18 protein-coding genes, 2 tRNA genes and 3 rRNA genes are annotated in these 25,492 nt (G+C 45.8%); 10 read left to right on the top strand and 13 right to left on the bottom strand.

What is annotated here, in order from left to right; genetic code table 11:
* The first annotated feature begins 14 nt into the window (after positions 1-14).
* Both cmk and ACYRYY_RS10180 read left to right on the top strand, forming a co-directional pair.
* On the top strand, positions 15-689 hold the full coding sequence (gene cmk, locus ACYRYY_RS10185) for a (d)CMP kinase (protein ID WP_460215484.1): 675 nt from the start codon (positions 15-17) through the stop codon (positions 687-689).
* Positions 690-696: 7 nt separating this feature from the next.
* Positions 697-3,240 (top strand): bifunctional 4-hydroxy-3-methylbut-2-enyl diphosphate reductase/30S ribosomal protein S1, encoded by a 2,544-nt coding sequence (locus ACYRYY_RS10180; protein ID WP_460215483.1) that lies wholly within the window; start codon positions 697-699, stop codon positions 3,238-3,240.
* Between the two features lie 68 nt (positions 3,241-3,308).
* Here ACYRYY_RS10180 and ACYRYY_RS10175 read toward each other — a convergent pair whose 3' ends face one another.
* The 5 genes from ACYRYY_RS10175 to mtaB form a co-directional block, all read right to left on the bottom strand.
* Positions 3,309-3,629: a DsrE/DsrF/TusD sulfur relay family protein gene (locus ACYRYY_RS10175; protein ID WP_460215482.1), complete on the bottom strand. Its 321-nt coding sequence runs from the start codon at positions 3,627-3,629 to the stop codon at positions 3,309-3,311.
* Positions 3,630-3,725: 96 nt separating this feature from the next.
* A complete protein-coding gene (locus ACYRYY_RS10170) occupies positions 3,726-4,604 on the bottom strand; it encodes a phosphoribosylaminoimidazolesuccinocarboxamide synthase (protein WP_460215481.1) in 879 nt (292 codons plus the stop codon).
* Between the two features lie 27 nt (positions 4,605-4,631).
* The gene (locus tag ACYRYY_RS10165; RefSeq protein WP_460215480.1) at positions 4,632-4,979 is read right to left on the bottom strand and encodes a rhodanese-like domain-containing protein; all 348 of its coding nucleotides are present in this window, start codon (positions 4,977-4,979) and stop codon (positions 4,632-4,634) included.
* 79 nt (positions 4,980-5,058) lie between these two features.
* Positions 5,059-6,714: an FAD-dependent oxidoreductase gene (locus ACYRYY_RS10160; protein WP_460215479.1), complete on the bottom strand. Its 1,656-nt coding sequence runs from the start codon at positions 6,712-6,714 to the stop codon at positions 5,059-5,061.
* Complete coding sequence (gene mtaB, locus ACYRYY_RS10155; RefSeq protein ID WP_460215478.1) at positions 6,707-7,954, bottom strand: tRNA (N(6)-L-threonylcarbamoyladenosine(37)-C(2))-methylthiotransferase MtaB; 1,248 nt, start codon at positions 7,952-7,954, stop codon at positions 6,707-6,709. Before mtaB ends, ACYRYY_RS10160 begins: the two co-directional genes overlap by 8 nt.
* A 195-nt stretch (positions 7,955-8,149) precedes the next feature.
* On the opposite strand from mtaB, the gene ACYRYY_RS10150 reads away from it, so the two are divergent.
* Genes ACYRYY_RS10150 through ACYRYY_RS10140 form a run of 3 tightly spaced genes read left to right on the top strand, consistent with a single transcriptional unit; the run spans position 8,150 to position 12,632 of the window.
* A complete protein-coding gene (locus tag ACYRYY_RS10150; protein ID WP_460215477.1) occupies positions 8,150-8,614 on the top strand; it encodes a flagellar basal body-associated FliL family protein in 465 nt (154 codons plus the stop codon).
* A gap of 6 nt (positions 8,615-8,620) precedes the next feature.
* Entirely contained in the window at positions 8,621-11,212 is a 2,592-nt protein-coding gene (gene glnD / locus ACYRYY_RS10145) for a [protein-PII] uridylyltransferase (RefSeq protein WP_460215476.1), read from the top strand.
* Positions 11,148-12,632 (top strand): PAS domain S-box protein, encoded by a 1,485-nt coding sequence (locus ACYRYY_RS10140; RefSeq protein WP_460215475.1) that lies wholly within the window; start codon positions 11,148-11,150, stop codon positions 12,630-12,632. The genes glnD and ACYRYY_RS10140 overlap by 65 nt, the downstream gene beginning before the upstream one ends.
* 14 nt (positions 12,633-12,646) lie before the next feature.
* Here ACYRYY_RS10140 and ACYRYY_RS10135 read toward each other — a convergent pair whose 3' ends face one another.
* The 8 genes from ACYRYY_RS10135 to ispF form a co-directional block, all read right to left on the bottom strand.
* The gene (locus ACYRYY_RS10135; protein WP_460215474.1) at positions 12,647-13,132 is read right to left on the bottom strand and encodes a hypothetical protein; all 486 of its coding nucleotides are present in this window, start codon (positions 13,130-13,132) and stop codon (positions 12,647-12,649) included.
* A 943-nt stretch (positions 13,133-14,075) separates the two neighbouring features.
* Positions 14,076-14,193: ribosomal RNA gene (gene rrf / locus ACYRYY_RS10130) — 5S ribosomal RNA — on the bottom strand.
* A gap of 205 nt (positions 14,194-14,398) precedes the next feature.
* Positions 14,399-17,288, bottom strand: a 23S ribosomal RNA gene (locus ACYRYY_RS10125).
* A 192-nt stretch (positions 17,289-17,480) separates the two neighbouring features.
* Positions 17,481-17,553: transfer RNA gene (locus ACYRYY_RS10120), tRNA-Ala, on the bottom strand.
* 66 nt (positions 17,554-17,619) lie between these two features.
* A tRNA-Ile gene (locus tag ACYRYY_RS10115) sits at positions 17,620-17,693 on the bottom strand.
* 154 nt (positions 17,694-17,847) lie between these two features.
* Positions 17,848-19,399 (bottom strand): 16S ribosomal RNA (locus tag ACYRYY_RS10110).
* The 16S, 23S and 5S rRNA genes sit together here with 2 tRNA genes alongside, the layout of an rRNA operon.
* Before the next feature lie 586 nt (positions 19,400-19,985).
* Positions 19,986-21,104 (bottom strand): ABC transporter substrate-binding protein, encoded by a 1,119-nt coding sequence (locus ACYRYY_RS10105; RefSeq protein WP_460215473.1) that lies wholly within the window; start codon positions 21,102-21,104, stop codon positions 19,986-19,988.
* 16 nt (positions 21,105-21,120) lie between these two features.
* Positions 21,121-21,600 carry a 2-C-methyl-D-erythritol 2,4-cyclodiphosphate synthase gene (gene ispF, locus ACYRYY_RS10100; RefSeq protein ID WP_460215472.1) on the bottom strand — a complete coding sequence of 160 codons (480 nt, stop codon included), beginning with the start codon at positions 21,598-21,600 and terminating at the stop codon, positions 21,121-21,123.
* A gap of 163 nt (positions 21,601-21,763) precedes the next feature.
* Here ispF and ACYRYY_RS10095 point away from each other — a divergent pair, with 163 nt between their 5' ends.
* The 5 genes from ACYRYY_RS10095 (at position 21,764) to queA (ending at position 25,464) form a co-directional block, all read left to right on the top strand.
* Positions 21,764-22,177 carry a rhodanese-like domain-containing protein gene (locus tag ACYRYY_RS10095; protein ID WP_460215471.1) on the top strand — a complete coding sequence of 138 codons (414 nt, stop codon included), beginning with the start codon at positions 21,764-21,766 and terminating at the stop codon, positions 22,175-22,177.
* Positions 22,174-22,518 (top strand): cupin domain-containing protein, encoded by a 345-nt coding sequence (locus ACYRYY_RS10090; RefSeq protein WP_460215470.1) that lies wholly within the window; start codon positions 22,174-22,176, stop codon positions 22,516-22,518. The genes ACYRYY_RS10095 and ACYRYY_RS10090 overlap by 4 nt, the downstream gene beginning before the upstream one ends.
* 132 nt (positions 22,519-22,650) lie before the next feature.
* Complete coding sequence (gene ndk / locus ACYRYY_RS10085) at positions 22,651-23,067, top strand: nucleoside-diphosphate kinase (protein ID WP_460215469.1); 417 nt, start codon at positions 22,651-22,653, stop codon at positions 23,065-23,067.
* Between the two features lie 4 nt (positions 23,068-23,071).
* The gene (thrC, locus tag ACYRYY_RS10080) at positions 23,072-24,448 is read left to right on the top strand and encodes a threonine synthase (protein ID WP_460215468.1); all 1,377 of its coding nucleotides are present in this window, start codon (positions 23,072-23,074) and stop codon (positions 24,446-24,448) included.
* The gene (gene queA, locus ACYRYY_RS10075) at positions 24,448-25,464 is read left to right on the top strand and encodes a tRNA preQ1(34) S-adenosylmethionine ribosyltransferase-isomerase QueA (protein WP_460215467.1); all 1,017 of its coding nucleotides are present in this window, start codon (positions 24,448-24,450) and stop codon (positions 25,462-25,464) included. Before thrC ends, queA begins: the two co-directional genes overlap by 1 nt.
* Positions 25,465-25,492: the final 28 nt, after the last annotated feature.

Raw genomic sequence — 25,492 nt, 5'->3', positions numbered from 1 at the left:
AACACAGAGGTTTAATGAGTTTTCAGGTCGCAGTAGACGGACCCGCAGGGAGCGGGAAAAGCAGTGTTTCAAAACTTATAGCAAAAAAGTACGGTTTTACCTACCTTGACACAGGCGCAATGTACAGAGCATGCGCCTATATACGAATGAAGTTCCCATCAGATGACGATTCCTTTATAAAAATCCTTGAAAATACTGATATGCGCTTTGAACCGGCTCCGGAAGGTCAGCGTATGTTCATAAATATTAACGGTAGTGATACAGAAATAACTGACATTATCCGTACGCCTGAAGTTACCGCCCTTGTGGGTGCGGTATCAGCTATGCACGATGTGCGCCGCCTTATGACAGCCAAGCAGAAAGAGCTTGCCCGCAAAGGGGAAGTGATTATGGAAGGCAGAGACATAGGCACCGTTGTTCTGCCTGAGGCTGATGTCAAGTTTTTCTTCACAGCCTCACCTACGGAAAGAGCAAGGCGCAGACAGGCGGAATGGAAGACTAAAGGCGTGGAAGTCCCTCTGGAGCAGCTTGAAAACGATATTCTCAGAAGAGACGAAATGGATTCTTCAAGAACAGAAGCACCTTTGAAAAAAGCTGAAGATGCCGTTGAATTAGACACAACTGGCTTGACAATAGATGAAGTTATATCAATAATGTCTGCTGAGATTAATAGGAAACGAAGGACCTGAGGTTTTAGTGAAAGTTTTTCTTGCCGAACATGCAGGGTTCTGCTTCGGCGTTGAGCGTGCCGTGAGTCTCGTGGAAGAGACATCCGGCGTTAAATCAAACGTCTGCACTCTGGGACCGATCATACACAACCCGCAGGTTGTCAGGCGCTTCAGCGAAAAAGGCGTCAGTGTCTGCAAATCACCCGATGACCTGAACAGCAAAAGCACCGTTATAATACGCTCCCACGGAGTAACCAGAGAAACCTACCGTAATCTTGAAAATAAAGGAATAGATACGGTGGACGCAACCTGCCCCTTTGTTAAGAAAGCCCAGAAATCAGCGGGTGAATTCAGCAGAGACGGTTTTTCGGTTGTTGTCTTCGGTGAAAGGGAACACCCTGAGGTGGAAGGTATTGTCAGCTTCATTGAAGGTGATTTTTATATAATTTCAAGCGAAGCAGAAGCGAATGCGCTCCCTGATTTCGATAAGTGCGCTCTTGTGGCGCAGACAACGCAGAATAAAGATACTTTCTCAAAAATTACGGAAGTTCTTAAAAATAAAAGCCGTGTGCTGGAAACAGCGCATACCATATGCAGCGCGACAGAGAAACGCCAGTCCGCGGCGATTGAACTCGCCCGCAGAGTGAATGCGATGATTGTTATCGGCGGAAAAAACAGCGCAAATACAACACGCCTTTTTACCATTTGCAGCGAGCTTTGCCCCAGAACCTACCACATTGAAACTGCGGAGGAGCTGGAGGGCGTTAACTTTATGCCAGAGGATACCATAGGGATCACAGCGGGCGCAAGCACGCCGGGCGATCTCATAAATGAGGTAATAGAATACTTTGGAAGGGGTCAGGAAATGAATGTTAATAACTCTAACAGCAATGACGAAATGAGAATGGAGGACTTTGAAACGCTTCTTGAAGAATCGTTCCAGCTCCCTGAAAAGGGCTCCATTGTTAAGGGTGTCATTGCACAAATCAATGAAAGCGAAATCCTTGTCAACATCGGCTACAAAACCGAAGGGATTATCTCTAAAACCGAATTTGGCGGTAAAGGAGAAGTTGACGTAAAAGTGGGCGATGAAATCGAAGTTATGTATCAGGGCATGACCGGCGGCGGCGGATACATTAAACTTTCCAGAAAAGCCATCGAAAAAGAAACAGACTGGCTGGCTGTTGAAGCTGCTCTTGAATCCGGCGAACCTGTAAAAGTTAAAGTTACCGGTAACGTAGATAAGGGCTTCCTCGGCAAGTTTAACGATATCGACTGCTTTATCCCTGAAAACCATATCGATTTCAAAAACAAAATGCAGGAACCAAAATCCTACATCGGTCAGGAAATTGAGTGCAAAGTTCTGAAAGTGAACAAAAAACAGCGCTCATTTCTTGCTTCCAGAAGAATCAACATGTCCGAATCACTGGACAAAAACAAGAAAGAATTCTTCGACGGAGTAAAAGAAGGAGACGTTCTGAAAGGATGCGTAAAAACCGTTAAAAACTACGGAGCATTCATGAATTTCGGTGCGGTTGACGGCTTTCTCCATAAAAATAATATCGGCTGGGGCGTGGTTAAACACCCCTCACAGTATCTGAAAGAAGGCGAAGAGCTTGAAGTTCTTGTTCTCTCTGTTGATAAAGAGAACGAAAAGCTTGAAGTCGGTCTGAAACAGATGCACAACGACCCCTGGAGCAGCGTGGATGATAAATATCCCGACAACCAGATAGTGAAAGGAACTGTGATCACCAGAAAAAGCAAAGGCTTTGTCCTTGAGCTTGAACCCGGTGTTGACGGCTTCGTTCCTCAGGAAGAGCTTTCATGGCTTAAAAATGCCAAGGTTAAGCTTGAACCGAAAGATGTTGTCGAAGGCGTTGTTGTTGGCGTTGATAACGCAAACAGAAAAGTTATCGTATCCCTGAAGCTTCTTAACGAAAACCCATGGGATACCCTTAAAGATAAACACCCCGAAGGCTCAAATGTTAAAGGGGTAATCAAAAGCGTTACCGAGTTCGGTCTCTTTGTTGACTTCGGTGAGTTTCTTGACGGTCTTATACGCAAGAAAGACATCTCATGGACAGAAGAGCCTGAAGATCTTTCCAACTTCAAAGAAGGTGACGAAATTGAGGCTAAAGTCCTTAAAATCGATCCCGAAAGAGAAAGAATCAGCCTCGGTCTCAAACAGCTTGAGCCTAACCCATGGAGAGAGATAGGTAAACTTCTCCCCCTTGGTAAAATGGCAGAAGTTGTAATAACAGCCGTAACTAAAGACGGTGTGACAGTTGCTCTCCCCAGAGAACTCAGCGGATTCATACCCGTGTCTGAGCTTGATGTGGACAAGATTGAGCCCGAAAGCAAGTTCAAAGTCGGCGACACTATCAAAGCGGTTGTTATCAAAAACGACCAGAGAGAAAGAAGTGTGATCCTCTCTGTGAGAAGACACCAGCAGGATTCTGAAAGAAAAGAAGTTAAAGAATTCCTCAAAAAGATGGATGACGGAAACTCAAGCTTCAGCCTCGGCAGCATGCTGAAAGACAAGCTTGACGCTCTTGAGACCAACGAAGACTAATATCAGACTGGCCCCTGAAAAACAGCCCCTGTTTCCTGCCGGAAGCGGGGGCTTTTGTTTATGAATATTTAGAAAGTAATAACTCTATCTGACCATTCAACCATATCAATGCAGTCGTTCATGGTGGAAATCGGGCAAGAACTGTCATCAGCCATTTCTCTGGATTTGATGCATGTTCCGCAGGCGAGAAGAACCCCGCCGCTGCCGGTGAATTCTTCCAGCATAATCTTCACATTATACTTGCCGCTGTCAATCTTAATACTTTCAACACCTTTGCTCATAAGGAAAATTTTTACTTCGTGCCCTTGTTTAAGAGATGCCACCCCGAAGCGTACTCCGTTCCACGCTGTTTCTGGTTCATTTGACTGAAGAATAATGCCGAATTTCATGCTGCTTACCTCATTTAAAAAAAATCCCCGCCGAAGCGGGGAACTTATAAATTTTAAAAAGAATCCGCATCTATGTTCTGCGGGCAGAGGTTTACTCTACTTCATCAATATATCCATTATGCCGTGATAAATAGCAGAAGTGTTTTTAGCCACATCATCAGGGAGCTTGGGTCCGGGAGCTGTTTTGTCCCAGTCAAGGGTTTCCAGATAGTTGCGGACATACTGCTTATCCATGCTTTCCTGCGGTTTACCCGCCTGATAGCCTGCTTTTTTCCAGAACCTTGATGAATCGGGGGTAAGAACCTCGTCAATAAGGATTATTTTGCCGTCATACATGCCAAACTCAAGTTTGGTATCGGCTATTATGATCCCTTTAGCATCAGCAAGGTCTCTTGCTCTTTCGTACACAGCTATAGTGAGGCGTTTAAGCTCTTCTGCGTCTTTTTTGCCGAGATCAGCAGACATTCTTTCAAAGGAAACATTTTCATCATGCTCGCCCACTTCAGCCTTTGTAGCGGGAGTGAAGATAGGTGTTTCAAACTTCTGTGATTCCACAAGCCCTGCAGGAAGTTTTATTCCGCATATTTCGCCTGTGGCTTTATAATCCTTCCAGCCTGAACCTGTGATATAGCCCCTGACAACACACTCAAAAGGGAAAGGCTTGGCTTTTTTAACAAGCATCGAACGTCCTTCAAGCTGATCCCTGTATTCATGGCAGGCTTCGGGCATTTCATCGACTTCTGTTGTGATAAGGTGGTTCTCCACTATATCCTTAGTGTTTTCAAACCAGAATTTACTCAATTTTGTAAGAACCTTACCTTTCCCGGGTATTCCGTTGGGGAGAACGACATCGAAAGCGGATATTCTGTCTGTGGTGACGATAAGCATCTGCTCACCGAGATCATAAATATCCCTTACCTTTCCGCTGCCGATAAACTTAAGTTTCGGCATATCCGTTCTGAGAATAGTATCCATCCTGCAATCTCCTTCCTGCATCTATAATTAAATGATTCCTGCTTCCTTAAAGGCATTCAGCCCGCCGTCTATATTATAGACCTCAAAGCCGAGGTCACGCAGCACCATAACGGCAATTGAGCCCTTTGAACCGTTAGCGCAATATACATAAACAGGACGGCTTTTGTCTATCTTATCCGCTTCATTTACTATGTCATGAAGAAAAATATTTACTGCACCCTTCAGACCGTCTTTAGAAAAATCATTTTTTGTGCGGATGTCAATCACTTGAATTGTCTCAGGCTGAAGCTTCACAAAATCAGCAGCAGAAATAATGGAAGAATTTCTCCTCCCTCCGCCATCGGCATTCAGCACCTGTCCCGGCTCACAAGACATGGCAGTCCCCCTTTGTACTCATCTCCGTACTTTATAATATCTCACCGCAGAAACAATAATGCAACCGCAGGAAACAGTTTTACATAATTTTTTCAAGTCTTGCTATTGTCTCCATCCCGCCGGAAACGTTGTATGCTTCAAATCCGGAATTGCGAAGCATCTTAACTGCCAGATACCCCCTGAAACCCACAGCACAGTAAACATAAACAGGGGTATTTTTATCCAGAGTGTTCAGTTTCTCCCGCAGCATATTTACGGGAATGTTCACCGAACCTTCAACACATGCATCATCATGTTCCTTCACCGTGCGGACATCAAGTATCTGTATTTTATCTTTTTTACGGATTTCTCTGAACTCTTCGGGAGAAACGGCAAAACCTGTCCCTCTCAACTTATTTGACGCAACAAAACCGGCAATATTCAGATTATCTTTTGCTTTTGCAAACTGGGGCGCATAGGCAAACTCAAGATTTTCAAGATCAAACACGCTTAAACCCGCATAAAGAGCAGCAGACGCCACGTCCAGCCTTTTATCCACGCCTTTTTCTCCGGAAGCAGCGCAGCCCAGCAGCCGTCCTGTTTTCTTCTCAAATACTGTCATCATGAATATGTAAGTTGCTCCTGGGTAATATTCCGCTATGTCTGCATCTTCCGTATAAACATAGTCAGCATCTATCCCCGCCTGCAAAGCCTGCTCGTATGTAATGCCTGTCTGCCCTGCGGAATAACCGTCAAAACCGACTATAGACGTTCCTACAACTCCGGGAAATTTCATATCTCCGTCAGTAACGGCGTTGTACCCGGCTGTACGCCCTTCCCTGTTGGCAGGACCAGCCAGAGGGAGCAGAACTTTTTTACCTGTGACACGGTTAAGCTTTTCCACCACATCGCCTGCGGCAAATATATCCTTATCACTTGTGCGCATTGTATCATCAACCGCTATGCCGCCTGCAGCGCCTATTTCCAGCCCGCAGTCTTTCGCAAGTGCCGTATCAGGAGCAACCCCGGCACAGAGAAAAAGCATATCCGCCTTAAGGGTTTCACCGCCGGAAAGACTGATGCTGATTTTACCTTTTGATTCCGAAACTTCCTGAGCAAAGACGCCAAGCCTGAAATCTATGCCTTTTCTTTCCATATGCTCACGCAGATTCATAGCGGCAATCCGGGGCATATTGGGCATTATTTCTGCTTTAGCTTCAACAATAACGGTTTTTATACCGCAGTGCATCATCGCCTCAGCAGTTTCAACGCCGATAAATCCGCCGCCGATAATAACAGCCGTCTTAGGTTTGTTTTTCTCAATAAATTTACGTACGGAGTCTGCATCATCCACTGTGCGCATTGTAAAGTAAGGTGTTTTTTCTATGCCTTTTACCGGCGGAATGATTGTTTTGCCGCCCACAGCTATTATAAGTTTATCATAGGGAAGTTCACGCTCGCCGTTTTTGTCCTTAACGGTTACGGTGCGTTTTTTGCGGTCGATTGCTGTTGCCTCGGTCCGCACAAGCACATCTGCATTGAAGCGTGTGCCGTATGTGTCCGGAGTGTGGAGGAGAATTTTTTTTCGGGGCTTTATAACGCCGCCGGTGTAATAAGGAAGCCCGCAGTTTGCGTATGAGATATATTTGCCTTTTTCAAGAACTGTTATTTCAGCATCTTCGTTTGTTCTTCTGGCTTTCGCAGCCGCTGTAGCCCCTGCGGCAACGCCGCCTATTACCAGTATTTTTTTACCCATCTTCTTCTCCATACAAAACACAGTTGTCACTGCGCCCTGTTATTTTGATAGTATAGAAACGGTTTGGCACACATTTTCCCGGCATTTCAACATCAAAATAGTTATCGGTTATACCGCCGCCCTTTTGCGCCAGAACTCTGAATGTTTTGCCTATGCATTCATCCGCAGCTTTTGACTTAAGCTCTTCGCCAAGGATGCGGAGTTTCTCTGCCCTTGCCTTTTTGACAGCGCCTTTGACCTTATCCGGCATGGTGCTTGCCGCCGTTCCCTCTCTGTCAGAATATTGAAATACATGGAGAAAATCAACTCCTGATGAACATATGGTATTTATACAATTATCAAAATGATCTTCAGACTCGCCGGGGAAGCCTGTTATAACATCTGCCCCCACGGTCAGACCGTTTATCTTTTGTTTAAAAGCGGAAACTTTTTCGATGTACTCCTCTGCGGTGTAGTGCCTGTTCATTTTTTTCAGGATTTCTGTCGAACCGCTTTGGAGAGGGATGTGGAGATGTCTGCATATTTTATCACTGTGAAAAAGCTCCTCCAGCTTTTCGTCAAGCTCATTAAGTTCCACAGATGTGAGACGTATGCGGAAATCACCCTCAACAGCAATAAGTTTTTCCAGAAGAGATGCAAGACTGGAACCGCAATCCTGCCCGTATTTTCCTATATGTATCCCCACAGGCACAATTTCTTTATGCCCTTCCGCAACAAGTCTTGCAACCTCGCTGACCACATCATTCTCAGGCTTGCTCACAGGTTTGCCCCGGAGCATGGGAATAATACAATACGAACAGAAGGAGTCGCAGCCGTCCTGAATCTTGACGAATGCTCTTGTACGGCTTTTCATTGGTGTGTAGCCTATATCAAGCACTGTCCGGGTATCTATGGAACGATAAAAATCTTTTTTCTCAAGGAGATACTCAACAGCGTCCTTTTTTCCTGCATTCGTGACAACAATATCCGTACCGCTTTCTTTGAGCTTTTCTGAGAGAAGATCCGCCGCACACCCTGTCACGAGTGCAAAAACACCGGGACGGTCCTTTTTTATTTTACGTAAAAGAGAGAGCATCTTATTGACCGCACGTTCAGTAACTGCGCATGAGTTGATGATCACGGCATCCGCCTTTCCGGCTTCTTTGACAATATTTAAGCCGTTTTCAGCCGCCCTGCCGATCAGGTGTTCACTTTCCACTTGATTTACTTTGCATCCGAAGGTATAAATGTAAATATTCATAGATGGTAGAGATCCGTCTGTTTTTTATAATAGTTAAAAGACCCTGTAGGTTTCATAAGATAAACCTGAAAAGGCGTTCGTTCTGCATAGAGCGGGCGCCTTTTGTACTTGGACTTATCAAACATATAGCCTTTACTCTTAAAAAGGAAGGCTTTTCTATTTTCTCATTTCCCTTAATCTGTTAAAATACAGCATATGAAAAAATATTTCCTTCGGGCTTTGCTTATAATTCTTGCTGTTCTGCTCATGCTGTATATCTTTCAGTTCAGGCAGAGCTTTGTCCCAATGTTTGAAAACGTGCTGGACAACCAGAGAAGCCCTCTCCGCTCCTATTCATCCAAAGTTGTCAAGGTCGGCAGCGAGTATCAGGTTCAGCTTAAAGATGTTGTGGGAACAACATCAGAAGGCGGTAAAAGTGTTTATGTGCGTCTTGATGTTACAATAAACACCGGCAGCAAAAAAGCCGCTGATGAAATGGGCAAAAATATTGACAACACTGCTGCGGCAGTTACAGAAGCTATCAGCATGACAAACCCTTCCCTTCTTGACTCTCAGCAGGGCAAGGATATACTCAAGCAAAACATTGAGCGAACCGTAACCTCTAAATTCGGGGCAGACGCCGCAAAAGACATATATTTTGAAAATTTTGTTTACCAATAGGATGACATGATTGACGCTAACAGTATAAAAAAAAGCTACAAAGAACAATGGAACCGCATAAAAGAAGACAGCAGAACAAAAGGACGCACAGCACAGCAGGTTCTTGAGAATATGACCGCTCTTGTGGATGAGCTTGTGATGACCCTTGTTCAGAAGCATTCATGGTATGCTGGCGGTCTTTCCATTCTTGCCCTTGGCGGATATGCCCGCAAACAGATGGCTCCCCACTCGGATATTGATCTGTTGATACTCCATGAGGGCGACCTCACTGATAAACAAAAAGAATTTCTCAGCCTTTTCACAACTGATATATGGGATATAGGCACTAACCCCGGAATTCAGATAAAAGAAATCAGTGAAGTAGCTGACGCTGCACTTGAGGATGATGTTGTCCGCACATCATTCATCGATAACCGTTTTCTCATCGGAGACACGGGAGTATATGACCTTTTCTGCACTATCATGAACGACCGTCTGGCGGAAAAAGGGGTAAACGCATTTCTCCTCAATAAAATTCAGTCAGTTAGAAAACGCTCCAGCAAATACAGAGATTCCATTTACCGCCTCGAACCAAATATCAAAGAAGGCAACGGCGGAGTTAGGGATATAAACACAATCTGCTGGATATGCAAAATTCTCTACAAAACCAACTCGCTCGATGCTCTCATAAGAAATAATATGCTCATGCCGGAAGAACTTGCTTCCCTCAACAAAGCATCAGAGTTTCTGTTTCATATCCGCAATGAGCTTCACTACTTCCATAACAGAAAATACGACATTATGAGCCTTGATGCGCAGAAAGATCTTGCTGAACAGCTCGGCTACCACTCAACATCAACCATCATGAGTGTTGAAAAGTTCATGAGGGATTATTACAAAACCGCCAAAACCATTGCAGAAATAACAGAAAGAGTCATAAACCGCACTATGGCGGAACTCACGCTGAAAATGCTTCACCGTAAATCCGTGAAGATGTCTGATCTTGGCGAAGGATTCATAAAATACGGTAATCAGCTCACGCTTAAGAGCAAAAGCGTATTTATCGAAAAACCAAAACGGCTGCTCACAGTATTCATGTTTGCATCTGTTCAGGGGCTTAAAATATCCGACAGCACATACGATGCTATCCGCTCAAGCCTTTATATGATAGACGGAAAATATATCCGCCAGCACGGAGAACTTTTTCTTAAAATACTTTCACGTTTTTCCGACTCATCAGAAATATGCTCAAGAATGGCTAAAGCAGGTGTGCTGCAGGCAATGATACCCGAATTTGAAGAGATCGACTGCAAGCCGCAGTTTGACTACTACCACCATTACACAGTTGATGAGCATACATTTCTCGCCCTAGGGTACATAGACAGGCTGCTGCTGGATAATCCTCCGCACCTTTCAATTTATCTGGAAGTGCTTAACGCTCTGGAACGAAAGGATCTGCTGGCTCTGTCCATCGTTCTGCATGATATAGGCAAGGGGCAGGGTAAAAACCACTCTGAAGTCGGCGCACGCATGAGCAAAATAATCTGCCGGCGTCTCGGCATGAGCATGGATGATACGGATACAGTGTCAAACCTTGTGCTTCATCACCTTCTTATGAGTAAGATTGCCCAGAGAAGAGATATACACGACATTGAGGTTATCAGACACTTCCTTAACTACATCAGCAGCAAGGAAGAACTTATGCTTCTCTTCCTTCTCACTTATGCTGACATGAACGCAGTGGGCGGCAAGGTTTTCAACGAATGGAGACACACCCTCCTGAGTGAGCTGTATCAGAAAGCTCTTGTTAACCTCGATACTGAAGACTTTGAACAGGAGCAGGAAAAGGTTATCTCACGTAAACGAGAGAAGCTTCTTGAGCGTACAGCGGACAGCGAAGAACTGCATGAACTTGCAGGAAGCATCGATGATGAACTGCTTTACACAAACTCCGTTGGGCACATTTTACGTCTGCTGCACCTTGCTGTTAATGTCAAAAACAGTCATGATGTAATTATTGAAACCGAACTTAGGGAAGATCTCGGCGGAATAGAAATAAGCGTTTGCACACAGGATTACGCCGGTGTTCTCCGCCGCATGGCAGGAGCGCTTTCTTCACTGGGACTTAATATTATGTGGGCACAGATTAACACTCTTGCAAATAACATCACAATCGATAAGCTTATTGTCCAGAACCCGTGGGATCAGAGAGACAGCTTAGAGGAAAAATGTGATAATATGGTTAAGAGAGTCAGAGAAGCTGTTCTCGGTAATTTTGACATTGACCGTGCCCTTGAAAGCAAGCAGGCAGTTTTTGGAAAAAAACCTGCATCCATTACGTATAAAAAGGACAAGTTTGTTTTTGATAACGAAATTTCAGGGCAGTACACCATACTTGACATATTTACGGAAGACCGTCTGGGGCTGCTGTATAATATATTGGGGATATTCAAAAAACTTGGACTTAATCTTATAAAGGCAAAGATCTCCACTGATGTGGATAAAGTTGTGGACTCTTTCTACCTGACGGATCTGAACGGAGAAAAAATAACTGATGAGCAAACTCTCGAATCCATCAGACAGGAACTCATACTCGAGCTTGGAAGCCCGAATATTTAAAAGCCTCAGGAATTATCCTGAGCTTGACTCCGGTCTGAACAGACAATTTTCTTTTACTCCGGTCCCTGATCTCGCAGACATCCTCATTGTGGACAGATATGAAGACACTATTAAAGACAAAGTCAACATACTGATCAGCAATGAGAAATACTATGATGTTCTCACTATTCCTGCGTCCGAAGAGACAGATTCGATTATCAATTCCATAAGGCTCCTGATAAAAGGCTACTCTATCTCCCCGCGCATCAATAAGCTTAAAGCGCTGGAAGAGCAAAACGCCCTGCTTTCCGAAGCTAATAAGGGGTTGGTTGAGCTTTATAACCTTATTGAAAGCAAAAATAACCAAATCCAGTTTCTCAAAAACAAACTTGAAAATATTATCAACTCCGCCGGTGAAAGCATTGTTGAAATTAATGAAAGCGGCGAAATCATTTTCGCTAACAACAAGTTCTCATCTACGACCGGCTACTCCAAAGAACAAACAGAACGTATGAATTTTATTCTCCTGCTTGAGTCAGAAAAACGTTCAGAGTTTATGGAGGGGCTGAAAAATCTTGTAGGCGACACAATCGGCGATATAAACGCACGGCTGAGAAAACGAGATAATGAATATATAGATATTCAAGGCTACATGACTCTGATCAAAGGAAAAGACATTCATTATGAGCTGATTTTTCAGGACATAAGCCGTAAGCTGCAGCTTGAAAAACAGATGAAGTACCTTGAAGAGAAGGCTATTGTTTCCGGACTTTCCAGACATCTTTCGCACAATATCCTTAACGCACTTACTGTCGCAGGCGGTTTTCTCAAGAAGATAAAAGAATCCGCAGAACAGACAGACATGATGAAGCATCGCTGGCAGATAGTCGATGATAAATTCAAGCTCATTGAAGAAATCATAACAGGTTATAATGACTACACTAATGTGATTAACCTGAAATATACAGATAACCTTAATATTGCAGATTTTTTCCACGGACTTATACGTGCTGTGGCTGTGAAAAAGTTTGATAAAACCTTTTCGGCCTTTCTGTATAATTTTACTGACCAGTACGAGATAGACTATACATTCCGTTTCATGCGCTCATGCCGGATGGAAGCTAACAAGAATTTCCTTAAGCTCGGCTTCTGCTACATTATTAAAGATACTATACGTTATTTTGGCGATGAACCGCCTATGAAGTTTAAAATTACGTCAGAAGTGCTTAACGGACGTTTTGCCATCAGCATATACATAGATGATCTTGATGTTCCTCAGCCTGTTTTAGAGACAATGTGCCAGCCGTGGAATCATAATATGCTTACACAAAGCTTCGATTACTGGGGAATGGTTATCGCAAGTGTTATAATGGAAAAGCACGGCGGAAATCTGTCCATTGAAAGAAGTAACGGCGGCATGAAGATAACTATGCTGTTTTGAAGTGATTTGTTCTTTTAAGTAACTATTCCTCCTGTGAATAAACTATAAATAATCACTACAATGCATGCCATAAGCAGCGCCAGTATAACTAACGCAAAAAACATCAGCATTAAAGCTTCACCAAGGTGATATGCAAACCACAGAATACGGTATGATGTCACCAGAAGCAACCAGGTAAGATAGAAAGGAAAAGAAACAATCCTAAACCATAATGGTCTTGATGCATAATATGCTCCGTTCCATATATGTATACGCAGATCATCATAATAATCAGGGCAATCTAAAGAACTTTTTCTGCTTTTATACGTCTCAACACCACTATTATATGCATCTTCCGCACTTGAATAGCCGAACTCCCATTCTCTTGCTTCGGAAGTTCCTTGCACAAACGGATTCTGTTTTTCCTTACTGAAGATGAAAGCATATATGCCTTTATAATACGGTTGAATTGTTCCCATAAAAAAGTATAGCACATGTTTATCGTTTGTCTTACCCTGCAAACGGTAACATCCTGTTCCGTTTGCGCACACGCTTACGCCGCATACAATGCGGCTTCGCTCCTGAAGCGCACACTCCTTGTGTGCGGGGGAGAGCATGTCAGAAGAATAATACAAACAAGAAAGCCCGACATCTTTCGATATCGGGCTATCCGTATATTTAATCCCTAGCAGTGACCTACGTCTGTCTTACCCTGCAAACGGTAACATCCTGTTCCGTTTGCGCACACGCTCATGCCGCATACAATGCGGCTTCGCTCCTGAAGCGCACACTCCTTGTGCGGGGGAGAGCATGTCACAAGAACGATACAAACAAGAAAGCCCGACATCTTTCGATATCGGGCTATCCGTATATTTAATCCCTGGCAGTGACCTACGTCTGTCTTACCCTGCAAACGGTAACATCCTGTTCCGTTTGCGCACACGCTCATGCCGCATACAATGCGGCTTCGCTCCTGAAGCGCACACTCCTTGTGCGGGGGAGAGCATGTCACAAGAATAATACAAACAAGAAAGCCCGACATCTTTCGATATCGGGCTATCCGTATATTTAATCCCTGGCGGTGACCTACGTCTGTCTTACCCTACAAACGGTAACATCATGTTCCGTTTGCGCACACGCTTACACCGCATACAATGCGGCTTCGCTCCTGAAGCGCACACTCCTTGTACGTGGGAGAGCATGTCACAAGAACGATACAAACAAGAAAGCCCGACATCTTTCGATATCGGGCTTTTCCGTATATTTAATCCCTGGCGGTGACCTACGTCTGTCTTACCCTGCAAACGGTAACATTCTGTTCCGTTTGCGCACACGCTCATGCCGCATACAATGCGGCTTCGCTCCTGAAGCGCACACTCCTTGTGCGTGGGAGAGCATGTCACAAGAATAATACAAACAAGAAAGCCCGACATCTTTCGATATCGGGCTTTCCGTATATTTAATCCCTGGCAGTGACCTACTCTCCCATGCTCTCTCTTAGCAAAGTATCATCGGCGCTGGAGGACTTAACTTCTGTGTTCGGAATGGGGACAGGTGTAACCCCTCCGCTAAGACCACCAGGGAATTCTTATTCTATTTATAGTTCGTAAAAAGATTCGTCCTGAACTTTTTACTCACTCGCAGCCTGTGGAGCATAGCTCCTTGCTGCTCTCACTTCGCTGAAACCTCACAGAATTCTCTGCTACGGTCCGCTCCGTGGGACACATCCAGTGTCCTTTCATTTTTTGTATAGGCTGTAAGATATAAGGGAAACTCTTTCGACACGCTACGCTAAGCCCATCGCGCTATTAGTACTGGTTAGCTCAACACCTCACAGTGCTTACACACCCAGCCTATCAATCTTGTAGTCTCCAAGTGCGCTCAGGGGAGATCTTATCTTTAGGTTAGTTTCCCGCTTAGATGCTTTCAGCGGTTATCTATTCCAGACTTGGCTACTGGACCGTGCTCCTGGCGGAACAATCCACGCACCAGAGGTCTGTCCAACCCGGTCCTCTCGTACTAGGGTCAGATCCCATCAAATCTCCTGCGCCCGCAGCGGATAAGGACCGAACTGTCTCACGACGTTCTGAACCCAGCTCGCGTACCACTTTAAACGGCGAACAGCCGTACCCTTGGGACCTACTTCAGCCCCAGGATGTGATGAGCCGACATCGAGGTGCCAAACCTCCCCGTCGATGTGAACTCTTGGGGGAGATCAGCCTGTTATCCCCGGCGTACCTTTTATCCGTTGAGCGATGGCCCTTCCATGCGGAACCACCGGATCACTAAAGCCTGCTTTCGCACCTGCTCGACTTGTAGGTCTCGCAGTCAAGCATCCTTATACTTTTACACTCGACAGTTGGTTTCCGACCAACCTGAGGATACCTTCGCGCGCCTCTGTTACTCTTTCGGAGGCGACCGCCCCAGTCAAACTACCCGCCAGACAATGTCCCTACGGCTACACACCGTCCAGGTTAGATATTCAGCACCAAAAGGGTGGTATTTCAAGGGCGACTCCACGCAAACTAGCGTCCACGTCTCTACGTCTCCCACCTATCCTACACATTTAATACCAAATATCATTGCCAAGCTGTAGTAAAGGTGCACGGGGTCTTTCCGTCCTGCTGCGGGTAAACGGCATTTTCACCGCTAATGCAACTTCGCCGAGATTCCAGTTGAGACAGCGCCCAGATCGTTACGCCATTCGTGCAGGTCGGAACTTACCCGACAAGGAATTTCGCTACCTTAGGACCGTTATAGTTACGGCCGCCGTTTACTGGGGCTTCAATTCAATGCTTCGCTTGCGCTGACATCTCCTATTAACCTTCCAGCACCGGGCAGGCGTCACACCCTATACATCCTGTTGCCAGTTAGCAGAGTGCTGTGTTTTTGATAAACAGTCGCCTGGGCCTCTCATCTGCAACTCCTTTCACCTACTGGAGCAAGTCCATTCAATTACTAGGAGCCCACCTTATCCCTAAGTTACGGTGGCATTTTGCCGAGTTCCTTAACTGGAGTTATCTCGAACGCCTTGGGATTCTCTCCCTACCTACCTGTGTCGGTTTGCGGTACGGTCTGCTATGTACTCCTTAGAGGTTTTTCTCGGAAGCATGGTATCAACAGCTTCATCTTCATTACAAAGACTCGTCATCAGTTCTCAGAATTATTCCAGCGGATTTGCCTACCGGAACTCCCTACAACCTTAAACCGGGACGTCCAACACCCGGACTGCCTAACCTTCTCCGTCACCACATCGTCAAACGCACATATACAGGTACAGGAATGTTGACCTGTTTCCCATCGACTACGGTTTTCACCCTCGCCTTAGGGGCCGACTAACCCACCGCGGATTACCCTGCCGGTGGAAACCTTAGGTTTTCGGCGAAAGGGTTTCTCACCCTTTTTATCGCTACTAATGCCTGCATTATCTCTTCAACACGCTCCAGCAATGCTTGCCGCATTACCTTCAAAGCTGTGCAGAATGCTCCTCTACCACTAGTATAAATACTAGTCCGCGGCTTCGGTGGTATGCTTAGCCCCGCTATATCTTCGGCGCAAAAACACTAGACCAGTGAGCTGTTACGCTTTCTTTAAAGGATGGCTGCTTCTAAGCCAACCTCCTGGCTGTTTCAGTATTCTCACATCCTTTACCACTTAGCATACACTCCGGGACCTTAGCCGGCGGTCTGGGCTCTTACCCTCTCGACTACGGACCTTCTCACCCGCAGTCTCACTCCCATGCTCTAACCTGTCAGTATTCGGAGTTTGTCAAGGTTCGGTAAGCGGTATGCCCCCTAGCCAAAACAGTGCTCTACCCCCAACAGGGAACGCATAAGGCTGCACCTAAATGCATTTCGAGGAGAACCAGCTATCACCAAACTTGATTGGCCTTTCACCCCTATCCACAGGTCATCCGAAAACTTTTCAACGTTTACCGGTTCGGACCTCCATAACCTATTACAGTTACTTCATCCTGCCCATGGATAGATCGTCTGGCTTCGGGTCTACCGCATGCAACTTGCGCCCTATTAAGACTCGGTTTCCCTACGGCTGCGCATAACTGCTTAACCTTGCTGCATACGATAACTCGCAGGCTCATTATGCAAAAGGCACGACATTACATCATAAGATGCTTTGACGGCTTGTAGGCAAATGGTTTCAGGTTCTATTTCACTCCCTTAACAAGGGTTCTTTTCACCTTTCCCTCACGGTACTGGTTCACTATCGGTCGATGACACGTATTTAGCCTTAGGAGATGGTCCTCCCAGATTCCCACAAAGCTTCTCATTCTCCGTGGTACTCGGGGACACCGCTAGCCGCAATTCACTTTCGCATACGGGACTATCACCCTCTTTGGTCAGCCTTTCCAGACTGTTCTACTAGATTCATGCGTACATGTTGCAGGCCCCACAACCCCTAGCCCGAAAGCTAGGTTTAGGCTCTTCCGGTTTCGCTCACCGCTACTTACGGAATCGTTATTACTTTCTTTTCCTTCAGGTACTGAGATGTTTCACTTCCCTGAGTTCGCTCCCTCATAGAGGGTGTTTAGGGTTTCCCCATTCGGAAATCTGCGCATCAATGCCTGTTAGCGGCTTCGCGCAGCTTATCGCAGCTTGCCACGTCCTTCCTCGCCGGTCATCGCCAAGGCATCCACCATTTGCCCTTAGTAGCTTAACTTTATTATTTATGCATCGTCTACTCGAGCTTCCCTTATCTCTTACAGCCTATTCAATTGTAAAACAACTTATACAGATGTGCCGAACACACCCAAGTTACTCGATGAGATTATGAAACAAATTCATAACCTTACCAAAAAACTTTTAAACATCTACCTACCCATCGCCATCAGAATCCATAAAAGAAATCTAATGGAGGTGAGGAGGTTCGAACTCCTGACCCCCGCCTTGCAAGGGCGGTGCTCTCCCAGCTGAGCTACACCCCCGGGTAAGACTTACAACTAATACCAACTCCAATTACTGTCAGCATTAGCTTTAAACCTTAAATCACATGGGCCTAGGTGGACTCGAACCACCGACCTCACGCTTATCAGGCGTGCGCTCTAACCGTCTGAGCTATAGGCCCTAATTAGCTGAAAGTTGTTCAACTGAACACCGTTCAACTAATTAGGCCTAATATACGCCTTATATAAATAATTAAGGCCGGTCCGAGATTGTTATCATATAAACCTAATACTCAATGGAGCAGTATCAGGATTTCTATTTGATTCTTTCCTTAAAAAGGAGGTGATCCAGCCACACCTTCCGGTACGGCTACCTTGTTACGACTTCACCCCAGTTACCAACTATACCATAGACGGCTCCCTCCTAAAAGGTTAGGCCACCGGCTTCAGGTACGGTCGACTCCCGTGGTGTGACGGGCGGTGTGTACAAGGCCCGGGAACGTATTCACCGCAGTTTTGCTGACCTGCGATTACTAGCGATTCCGACTTCATGCAGTCGAGTTGCAGACTGCAATCTGAACTGAGGCGTACTTTATGGGATTCGCTTGACATCGCTGTCTTGCTGCCCTCTGTATACGCCATTGTAGCACGTGTGTAGCCCCGGACATAAGGGCCATGATGACTTGACGTCGTCCCCACCTTCCTCCGCCTTGTCGACGGCTGTTCCTCTAGAGTGCCCGGCATTACCCGATGGCAACTAAAAGCAGGGGTTGCGCTCGTTGCGGGACTTAACCCAACACCTCACGGCACGAGCTGACGACAGCCATGCAGCACCTGTCATTCAATTCTTACTGAAAGTAAGCACTACAATATCTCTATCGTATTTTGAAGATGTCAAACCCGGGTAAGGTTCTGCGGTTAGCATCGAATTAAACCACGTGCTCCACCGCTTGTGCGGGCCCCCGTCAATTCCTTTGAGTTTCAGTCTTGCGACCGTACTCCCCAGGCGGGATGCTTAATGCGTTAGCTTCGGCACTGAATGTGGTTACATCCAACACCTAGCATCCATCGTTTACAGCGTGGACTACCAGGGTATCTAATCCTGTTTGCTACCCACGCTTTCGCTCCTCAGCGTCAGTTACCAGCCAGTATGCCGCCTTCGCAACCGGTGTTCCTCCCTATATCTACGCATTTCACCGCTACACAGGGAATTCCGCATACCTCTCTGGCACTCTAGCAATGTAGTTTCAAAAGCCTTACAACAGTTGAGCTGTTGCCTTTAACTCCCGACTTACACTGCCGCCTACGAGCTCTTTACGCCCAGTGACTCCGAACAACGCTTGCCCCCTCCGTATTACCGCGGCTGCTGGCACGGAGTTAGCCGGGGCTGCTTCTGTGGGTACCGTCAATCATAACCCAGTTACTGATTATGCAGTTCTTCCCCACTGAAAGTACTTTACGACCCGAAAGCCTTCATCATACACGCGGCGTTGCTGCGTCAACCTTTCGGTCATTGCGCAAAATTCCCCACTGCTGCCTCCCGTAGGAGTCTGGACCGTGTCTCAGTTCCAGTGTGGGCGGCCACCCTCTCAGGCCGCCTAGTCATCGTTGCCTTGGTAGGCCGTTACCCTACCAACTAGCTAATGACACGCGAGACCATCCCAAAGCGACAGGTTGCCCCGCCTTTTCCCACAAATAACTAAACCCGTGGGCTTATCCGGTATTAGCACAAATTTCTCTGTGTTGTCCCAATCTCCGGGGTAGGTTTCTCACGCGTTACTCACCCGTTCGCCAGTGTACTATCGCCCGAAAGCGAATTCCCCTAGACTTGCATGTGTTAAGCACGCCGCCAGCGTTCGTTCTGAGCCAGGATCAAACTCTCCATCCAAACTCATTTTATATTCCTTTTCTCGGACCGGCCTATTCTAATGTCGAACAACTACTCTGTTTTCTGCTGCCAGTCTCTCAACCGGCGGAAGAACTTTATAAAGAATCTCGAAGAGGAAGTCAACCACTTTTTTTAAAAAGTTTTTAACCAATCTCCAAAACGAAACATCTTTCTGTTAAACAACTTTCTTCCCGCGCCCCGCAGCGTTCAGGCTCGCAGCGCAAGGATTGTTGTTATAAGGAATTTCGCCAAGGAAGTCAACATCTTTTTTAAAAAGTTTTTAACAACCCAAACGACTTATTCTTCTGTCAAACAAACTCTTGTACTCTTTCCCCTTCGTGACCAAACCGTTCAAGTTCGTCTCCGCTGGGGAAGGTTGTTATAAAGAAAGTCTTGATTTAAGTCAACAGGTTTTTAAGAAAACTTTTAACTTTTATTTCGCCTTTCTTATCAGGCTCTTAGAGCCTTCCGCTGCGTGGTCTCCCGTGCAGCGGAAGGTAGTTATACGAAAACGGCGGGCATAAGTCAACCGTTTATTTTGATTTTTTTAAAGAATATTATTATTCCTTATATATAAAGGAGTTACTTACTCGGACAAAACGAATTTACCGTTTTTGATCTCAACTATAACAAAGGCATCCTTAGTAAGACCTGTATGATCAGATGCAGACATATTGAACTCACCTGCTATTCCGATGAATCCCTTCACCTTTTCAAGCTCTGCGGGAAGCTTCTTGAGGTCACCCTTCGCATTTTCGTATGCGATCTTAAATATATGGAAGGCATCGTATGCATGTCCGCCGAATGCACTCACAGGAGCATTAAACTTTGACTCGAAGTTCTTCTTATAGTCCATAAGCACCTTTTTATATCTGTCACCTTCAACAAGCTGGTCAGCCACTATGATTCTGCCTGCTGTAAGCTTGATACCGTCAGCGGCGTCACCTGCAAGTTCAATGAACCTGGCTGATGCTGCACCCTGTGTCATATATATATTATCCATACCCAGAGCTTTTGCATTGCGGGCGATTATAGCCGGAGCCGGACCGACACCCCAGCAGATCACCGCATCAGCCCCTGCGGCTTTAATCTTGGCAAGCTGGCTTGTCATATCCTTATCCGTATCACGGAACTTTTCTTCTATTACTATATTAACACCGAACTTGGGAGCGACCTCAAGGAGAGCATCTCTTCCGGTTGTGCCGTATCCGCTCTGCTCAGTTATTATAGCTATCTTCTTTTTGCCTTTACTCACCAGATGAGCATAGAGCTTTTCGACCACGAGAGTATCCGACTGTGCGGTCTTGAAAACAAACTTATTTACAGGAGTAACAATCTGCTGGCTTGTGGCACATGATATGAGCGGTATGCCGAACTTTCCTGCAAGGTCTTTTATCACGAGTGTTGAGCCTGTCCTTGTGGGTCCGAGTACCACAGCAACCTTATCTTTTGTGGCAAGACGTTTAAAATAACTCAGTGTCCTGTTCTCATCTCCCTGAGTGTCATAGAAAACAAGCTCAACCTTGTCACCGTTAATTCCGCCCGCAGCGTTTACCTGCTCCACGAGCATTTCAACCGTCTGTTTTTCGGGAAGTCCGAGATATCCAGCCGGACCAGTGACAGAAAACAACGCTCCCACCTTAACAGTACCGGCAAATGCCGCCGCTGATGTCAGCAGCAGTAAGAAAACTAAAATCCTCTTCATATCAACCTCAATGAAATTATTTTTTTTCTATAAGAACGGTTGCGGAAGCTGCGATCCCCTCGCCTCTTCCGGTGAACCCCATCTTTTCGGTGGTGGTTGCCTTTACGCTTACTTCATCTATATCTATATCAAGATCAGCGGCGATGTTTTTACGCATGTCATATATATAAGGAGCCATTTTCGGAACCTGGGCTATTATAGTAGAGTCAGCATTTATCACATGCCACCCCTTTTCCGCCGCCAGCCGCACCGCCTCACGCAGGAGAATCCGGGAGTCTATGCCCCTATATTTAATGTCATTGTCAGGAAACAGCCCTCCTATATCAGTGTGCAGCGCAGCACCGGCTATGGCGTCAGTAACCGCATGCAGCAGAACGTCAGCGTCACTGTGTCCGTCAAGTCCCTTTTCGTAGGGGATATCAACACCTCCCACTATAAGTTTTCTGTTGTCCGCAAATCTGTGGGCGTCAAGACCGCTTCCGACTCTTAATTTCAATGGATAATCTCCTTAACAGAAATGATACATGATTTTAATCAGAACATCCGGTTCTGTACAATGTTTTTTTAAAAACCTTTTTTAGTCCATGGTTCATTTCCGCTTTATTTTTTCATATCATTTGTGCATAATTATTTAAGAGCATGTGTTCATGGAGACTTTTATGCTGCATAGTTTATTAATCGGGCTGGGCGGAGCCTTGGTTCTTGTATGTTTCTCTTATGTTTACACCAGAATGACCCGAAGTGAAGAGATCGAAAGCGGCGCTATCGACTTTGACGTTTTGATGAATATGCTCAAAACCAAAAAAAATCTCCGATTAATCGATCTCTCTGACTCGGCGCATTATAAAATGCACCACCTTAAAGGAGCAGAGAACATACCCCCTGATGCGTTCCGTAAACTGGTTCCTGAATTAATTGATGACCGCATGACTATTCTCTACTGTAAATCAGGCAGAGAGTGCAGACTGGCGTATCAGTTTATGAAGGAAAAAGGTTACAAAACAGGTAATTTGTACTATCTTGACGCTCAGATGATTTATACGTCCGTGTATAAACCCAAGGAGGCTGTATGATAGTGCGTGTAAGTGATATTGAAGCAAAACAAATCGAAAAACCCAGAGGGGGAACGGGAACAGCAGTACAGATACCCTATGAGGCTGCCAAACAATACGGCGGGCAGATAACCGCCTTTGCATTCATGGATCTTCCCCCCGAAGCATCAGTCGGTTATCACACCCATGAAAAAGATATGGAGATATATGTTCTTCTGGACGGTTTCGCAGAAGTGAATGATAACGGAAATGAAGATGTGCTGACACCGGGTGACATGATGATTACTGCCAAGGGTGAAGCTCACTCAATAGCAAATAAGACTGACAAAAATCTGTCTTTTCTTGCCCTGATACTGGAATAAAAGAAGATTTACCCATAAACGGGCGGTCTTTTCCGCACCGCCCATCCATTTTCCCGCAAAATCCGCCTGAAACGGTTGATTTTTCTATTCAGTTCTGTTTATATAGCTTGCTTTAGTATATGGAGGTCTGTAATGGAAAGAACTTTCGCAATAGTAAAACCTGATGCAACAGCAGCAGGCAACACCGGCAACATCCTTGCCCGCATCGAAAAGGAAGGATTCAAAATAGTTGCACTTAAAAAAATATTCATGTCAAAAAAAGAAGCGGAAGGCTTCTACGCTGTTCACAGCGCAAGACCCTTTTTCAATGATCTCACTAATTTCATGAGCAGCGGTCCCTGTGTTGTTATGGTTCTTGAAAAAGACGGAGCCATCAAGGAATGGAGAAACCTCATGGGCGCCACTAACCCCGCAGAAGCGGCTGAAGGCACACTGAGAAAAGAATTCGGCAAAAATATCGACAACAACGCCACTCACGGCTCTGATGCTCCCGAAACAGCAGCTACAGAAATTGCTTACTTTTTCTCCGCTCTTGAGCTTGTAGGTTAATATTATGAGATACGTAAGCACACGGGGGAAAGTTCCCGCTGTTTCTTTTAAAGATGCGGTCATGATGGGACTTGCCGATGACGGCGGTCTGCTTGTGCCTGAAAGTGTTCCTTCCTTCACAACGGAGGAACTCACGAAACTTTCCGCACTGGACTATCCCTCGCTTGCTTACGAGATCATAAGCCGCTTCGCCACGGACATCGAGCCTGCGAAGCTGAAAAAAATAATTGAAAAAAGCTACGCCGCCTTTGACACGGAAGAAGTTATCCCCGTTGTCAAAAAGGGCGGTTTGTACATTGCCGAAATATTCCACGGTCCTACCTTTGCTTTTAAGGATATTGCCCTTCAGTTCCTCGGAAATCTGTTTGAGCATATACTGGAAGAAAGGGGAGAAAGGCTCAATATAGTCGGAGCCACCAGCGGAGACACAGGAAGCGCAGCAATCTACGGCGTACGTGGGCGCAAAAACATCCGCATATTTATCCTGCACCCCAAAGGCAGGGTAAGCCCTGTTCAGGAAATGCAGATGACCTCCGTGACAGATGAAAATGTTTTTAATCTCGCTGTTCACGGCACATTTGATGACTGTCAGAATATCGTCAAAGAGATATTCGGGGATCTCAAATTCAAACATGACTACTCCCTCGGAGCAGTCAACTCTATTAACTGGGCACGGGTTCTGGCTCAGGTAGTGTATTACTTCTGGTGTTCATTCCGAGCAGCAGAAAACGGCAAAAAACCTGTTTTTGTCGTTCCTACAGGGAACTTCGGCAATATCTTTGCCGGATACTACGCAAAGCAGATGGGTCTGCCTGTTGAGAGATTCATACTTGCCACAAATGAAAACAACATCCTCAGCCGTTTCATAAACGAAGGGGATTACACATCCAAAGAAGTTGTAGCCACCTACAGCCCTTCTATGGACATACAGATAGCCAGCAATTTTGAACGTTATCTTTATTTCTTTTATAATAAGGATGCGTCAAAGGTTGAGCAGCTAATGAAAACACTTAAAACCGAAAAAGGGATCACCTTCCCTCCTTCTGATATTGCCAAAGTTCAGGAGGAATTCGGTACGTATTCCGCCTCAAATGACGAAACCGAAGAAGTCATAGCCTCATTCTATAAAAATACCGGCTATATAATAGACCCGCACACAGCCTGCGGAGTTGCCGCTGGACTGAAGCTTGATACAGACTCCCCAGTAATCTGCCTTTCAACGGCTCATCCTGCAAAATTCCCTGATGTTGTGGTGAAGTCTGCGGGTATAGAGCCTGAAAAACCCGCCGGAATCCTTAAGCTTGAAGGTCTGCCCCGTAAGGTTGAAGATATTTCAAATGATACGGAAGCGGTAAAGGAATTCATAAAACGGAACGTTTAATGAAAACCCCTGCGGAACTGTTTGATTTTCCGCTGCCAGAGGAACTTATAGCCCAGTACCCGTCCGATACAAGAGGCGGCTCACGTCTGCTTCTTGCAGACAGGAAAGGACTGGTTAAAGATCTGATGTTCGGCGGAATCACTGAACTTATCGATGATGAATATTTCCTTGTAATCAACAACACCCGTGTTATGAATGCCCGGCTGGAAGGCTTTAAGTCCACAGGCGGACAGGTTGAGGTTTTCCTTCTGAATAAGCTTTCATCCGATTCCTTCACTGCCCTCACAGGCGGAAAAGTTAAGGAAGGCACGGAAGTCACAGTGGGCGAAGCTGTAATCAGGATAGAGAAATTCCTTGATGACGGTCTGCGCATGGTACGCTTTCTCACCCATACTCCGGAAGAAGTCATGGAAAGATGGGGGCACGTTCCCCTGCCTCCGTACATCCGCCGAGATGACAGCGCAGAGGATAAAATCCGCTACCAGACGGTTTATGCCAAGGAAGCAAAATCCGTAGCTGCACCCACAGCCGGACTACACTTCACAGAAGATACACTTGGTGCGCTGAAATCAAAAGGGGTCGAGGTTCTTGAGGTTTCACTTGATGTGGGCATCGGCACTTTCCGCCCGATGAAGTCCGAGCATCTTGAGGATCACCATATGCACTCCGAGCAGTATAATGTGAGCGGGGAGACTGCGGATAAGATCAACAGCCTAAAGAAAGACGGACGTAAGCTGATCTGTGTGGGAACCACCGCAATGCGCACAATGGAGTCTGCAACTGATGAAAAGGGGATAACCCGTTCAGGAAGCGGCTCAACAGATATTTTCATAAGACCAGGATACGAGTTCAGAGCGGCGGATGCACTGATCACCAACTTTCACCTGCCGAAATCAACTCTGTTTGTTCTCGTCTGCGCCTTTGCCGGAAGAGAATTTATGCTTGATGCCTACGCACACGCTGTAAGAGAAAAATACAGATTTTTCAGCTACGGCGATGCAATGTTTATACGATAGACTTCATTTGAGACCAACAACAAAAAAC

The sequence above is a fragment of the Geovibrio sp. ADMFC3 genome (genome assembly GCF_054687035.1).
This window is presented reverse-complemented; position numbering and strand designations above follow the sequence as displayed.